The organism is Streptomyces silaceus (assembly GCF_001419745.1).
GTDB lineage: Bacteria > Actinomycetota > Actinomycetes > Streptomycetales > Streptomycetaceae > Streptomyces > Streptomyces silaceus.
This window is the reverse complement of record NZ_LIRJ01000513.1, coordinates 1-3,666: the sequence shown is the minus strand read 5'-3', so window position 1 is coordinate 3,666 and position 3,666 is coordinate 1. Positions and strand designations below refer to the sequence as shown.

The 3,666-nt window shown below is 73.2% G+C and carries 4 protein-coding genes; 1 reads left to right on the top strand and 3 read right to left on the bottom strand.

Annotation, left to right across the window (positions count from 1 at the left end; genetic code table 11):
• The 3 genes from AOK22_RS35560 to AOK22_RS35550 all read right to left on the bottom strand — a co-directional run.
• Window positions 1-833, bottom strand: an 833-nt coding sequence (locus AOK22_RS35560; RefSeq protein ID WP_157872390.1) for a serine/threonine-protein kinase, incomplete at its 3' end; no start/stop codon positions are given.
• Window positions 834-988: 155 nt separating this feature from the next.
• Entirely contained in the window at window positions 989-1,426 is a 438-nt protein-coding gene (locus AOK22_RS35555) for a Fur family transcriptional regulator (RefSeq protein ID WP_055702825.1), read from the bottom strand.
• Window positions 1,405-2,358, bottom strand: a complete 954-nt coding sequence (locus tag AOK22_RS35550) for a GHMP family kinase ATP-binding protein (RefSeq protein WP_425264110.1) — start codon at window positions 2,356-2,358, stop codon at window positions 1,405-1,407. Before AOK22_RS35550 ends, AOK22_RS35555 begins: the two co-directional genes overlap by 22 nt.
• A gap of 312 nt (window positions 2,359-2,670) precedes the next feature.
• Between AOK22_RS35550 and AOK22_RS35545 the strand changes: the two genes are divergently transcribed.
• A complete protein-coding gene (locus AOK22_RS35545; protein ID WP_055702824.1) occupies window positions 2,671-3,663 on the top strand; it encodes a pyridoxal-phosphate dependent enzyme in 993 nt (330 codons plus the stop codon).
• The last annotated feature ends 3 nt before the right edge of the window (window positions 3,664-3,666 follow it).

The window sequence follows — 3,666 nt, the reverse complement described above, 5'->3', positions numbered from 1 at the left end:
CGGCCGTCGCCGAAGGGATTCGTGCCGGTCGCGGCATGGCAGAGGACGGCGGCGAGGCCGAACACGTCGGACGCGGCGACCACGTGGCGCGGGCCGAGGAGGTGCTCGGGCGTCAGGAAGCCCGGGGAGCCGGTCGTCGACAGTGCCGCCGCTCCGGCCCTCGCTCCGGTCCGCGTCCCGGTTCTCGCGTCGGCCGGCGCCGCGCTCGTGGCCACGTCGTCGGCCGCGGGGTCGCGCGCGATGCCGAAGCCGGTGACCTTCGGGCCGTCCGCGCCGAGCAGGACGTTCGCGGGGCTCAGGTCGCGGTGCAGGATCCCGGCGCGGTGGATGTCGCGCAGCGCCTCGGCCAGTTCGAGGCCGAGGCGCAGCACGGCGGCCCGCGGCAGCGGTCCGCCGATGCGCACCGCGCGTTCCAGGGTGGGTCCGGAGACGTACTCGGTGGCGAGCCAGGGGTGTACGGCGACCGGGTCGGCGGCGAACAGCCGCGCGACGCACCGGCCGCGCGCGGGAAGCGCGGAGACGACCTCGCGGCCGAACCGCTCCCGGAACGCGGGCTCGTGGCCGAGATCGGTCCGTATGACCCTGATCGCGACCAGCACCGGCGCCGCGTCGGGCGCGTCTTCGGCCGGGGCACCCGGGTGGTCCGCCGACGGCTCCGCGCCCTGCGCGACAGCGCGCGGATCCGCCGCGAGGAAGACCTCGTCCATGCCGTCCGTCCCGAGCCGGGCGAGGACTTGGTAAGGGCCTATGCCGCGCGGCGAGTCGTCGCGCAGCGCTCCGAGCAGCAGGCGGACGCCGGATGACTCGTCTCTGCTCGCATGCCCGTCCGTCATATTCCGCTCCCCCTCTGCCGTCGGCCGTCCACAAGGACGGCTTCCAGCGCAACAAGCCGACGAACAGGGACAGTTGGGCCCCCGCGCACCACGGGCGGCTCCCGGACGCCCTCCCTGAACTTTACTCAGTGATGAGGTTCGGCAACCGTATGAAGTCAGCCCCTGTCGGCGTCACCGGAGGGGCGGCACGGGCCGCACACGCCGCTGAGTTCGAGGGTGTGCGCGAGGTCCGCGAAGCCGGTGGTCTCGCCCAGCCGCTCGGCCCACGCCTCGACGTCCCCCGCGTCCACCGCCTGACTGTGGCCGCAGCGGCGGCAGATGAGGTAGTGGCGGTGCTCCTCGGTGGGGCGCCGCAGGTAGAGCCGCTCGCCGGTCTCGTCGCGCACGACGTCGACGAGGCCCGCGCGGTCGAGGTCGCGCAGCGCGCGGTAGACGGTGGTGAGGCCGACCGCGGCCCCTGCCTCGACGAGGAGCGCGTGCAGCTCCTGCGCGGAGACGAACTCACCGCACCGGCGCAGGGTTTCGAGCACGGCGCCGCGCTGCCGGGTCCTGCGGACGCCCGCCCCGGCCGTCACGGCACGTCCGCCGGGCACGCGGCGTTGCCGAAGCTCAGCGTGCGGTAGACCGTCACGCCGCCCGCCAGCCCGGTGCAGGCCTGCGCCGCCGCCGTCACGCGCCGCGTGTACGCGGGGTCCGTGGCGTCGATCAGCACGCCCAGGGTCGTACCGCTGTGGCCGACGGCCACGCCGAGCCCGCCGACCTCGCGGCAGATCTCCCGCATCGGGTCCAACAGGGCCTTGTGGCGCAGGCGTTGGTTCATCAGGGCGCTGCGGGTCGCGATCCGGCCGACCTCGGCGAGGTCCTGGCGGCGCACGGCGGCGGTGAGACGCCCGAGGAGGTCGGCGTAGGTACCCCGGTCGGCCGGCGTGAACGGTTTGGGGAGGCGGTTGAAGTCCACGGTGTCGACCGAGCCGCCCTCGTCGACGCCGACCACGGCCATGGCGGGCAGCGAGCCGAGGACGGCGCGCAGCCGCACGCTGCGGTGATGGAAGGCGACGATCGCGGGGTAGAGCACGCCGTCGGTGGGCTCGATGCGGGACAGGAACCGCTCGATGCGGGTGGGCGGCATGGGGACGCCGAGGGCCTGCCCGACCGCCCGCGCGGTGGCGACCAGGTCGGCGGAGGAGCTGGCGAGCCCCTTGCCCTCGGGGATCACGCTGCTGACGGTGAGCACGCCGCCCCGGACGGGCCGCGCGCCCGGCGGCGCCGACGCGGCGATCATCCGGGCGAGCCGGAGCGCCTTGGTCTTGCGGTGCGGGCGGACCTCGATGTCGCCGGACGCGGAGCCCGGACGGAAGGTCGCCATGGTCCAGCGGGCGACCGGCAGGGTCACGAGGAAGTCCCCGTCCGCCTCGGGCAGTTGGCCCTGGAGCAGTTCACCGAAGGTGCCGAACGCCGTGCCCACTCCGGTGCGCACAGGCCCTTGGCGGGGCAGTCGGGCCCCGACCGCGGCCTCCTGGTACAGCTTCACGCGACTCCTCCCCGCGTCGTCGAACGCGCATGTCCTGGCGCCGTCGAACGCGCATGTCTCGGCGTCCTCGAACGCTCACGTGCCGGCGTCCTCGAACGCTCACGCCTCGGCGTCGTCGGACACCCATGTCTCCGAGCCGTCCGGGCGCATCCGCCGCCCGTCGTCACTCCTCGTCCAGCAGTGTGCCGACCCTACACGGTCTTGACAATCATTTTCATCTGGTGTGATGCTCTCGGCGTCCCGGGGAGCGGCACTCTCCCCCCGGCGCCTCCTGCCCTCACCACGTTCCTACGGGGGATCTCCGTCATGTACGAACACATCGCCGAAGCGGTGAAGAAGCCCGACCTCATATCCCTCGCCCCGGATCTGGCCTGCCTCCGGTTCGAGACGATGAAGATCTACTCCGCCCTCGGCGCCGTACGGCACCTGCTCGATTCCGGCGCGGTCCGGCCGGGCGACACGCTCGTCGACAGCTCCAGCGGCATCTACGCCCAGGCCCTCGCGCTCGCCTGCCACCGCTACGGCATGAAATGCCACATCGTGGGCTCCACCACCGTGGACCGCTCGACCCGGGTGCAGCTGGAGATACTCGGCGCCACGCTGGAGCAGGTCGCCCCCTCCACGAACCTGCGCCTCGACCAGGAGCTGAGGGTCCGCCGCATCGCCGAGATCCTGGCGGACAACCCTTCCTACCACTGGATGCGGCAGTATCACGACGGCATCCACTACTACGGCTACCGCGAGGTGGCCGAGGCGATGGACGCGGACCTGCCCGCCGGTCCCCTGGCGCTGGTCGGCGGCGTCGGCTCGGGCGCGTCGACCGGGGCACTCGCCACGTATCTGCGCGAGGCGGGCCGGGACGTGTCGCTGGTGGGCGTGCAGCCCTTCGGCAGCGTCACCTTCGGCTCCGAGCGCGTCGCCGACCCGGACATGATCATCGCCGGAATCGGCAGCGCCATCGCCTTCCGGAACGTCCGGCACGAACTGTACGACCGGATCCACTGGGTCAACTTCGACAGCGCCGTGTCCGGCGCGGTCTCCCTGCTGCGCACCAGCGGGATCTTCGCCGGGCTCTCGGCGGGCGCCGCCCATCTGGCCGCGCTGTGGGAGCGGAGCCGGGACACGACGCGTACGTACGTCTTCATCGCCGCCGACACCGGGCACCGCTATGTCGACAGCGCCTACGCCCGGCACGAACAGGCCCCCGACATCGACACGTTGAAGCCCCACGAGATCGCCTCGCTCGACGAGCTGCGGCACCCCTGGTCCACCGCCCGCTGGCCCGCCGCCACCCCCTGACCC

Bases quoted from the DNA above. Each gene is read 5' to 3' on its own strand.
- AOK22_RS35545 (WP_055702824.1), top strand. From the start codon at position 2,671: ATGTACGAACACATCGCCGAAGCGGTGAAGAAGCCCGACCTCATATCC.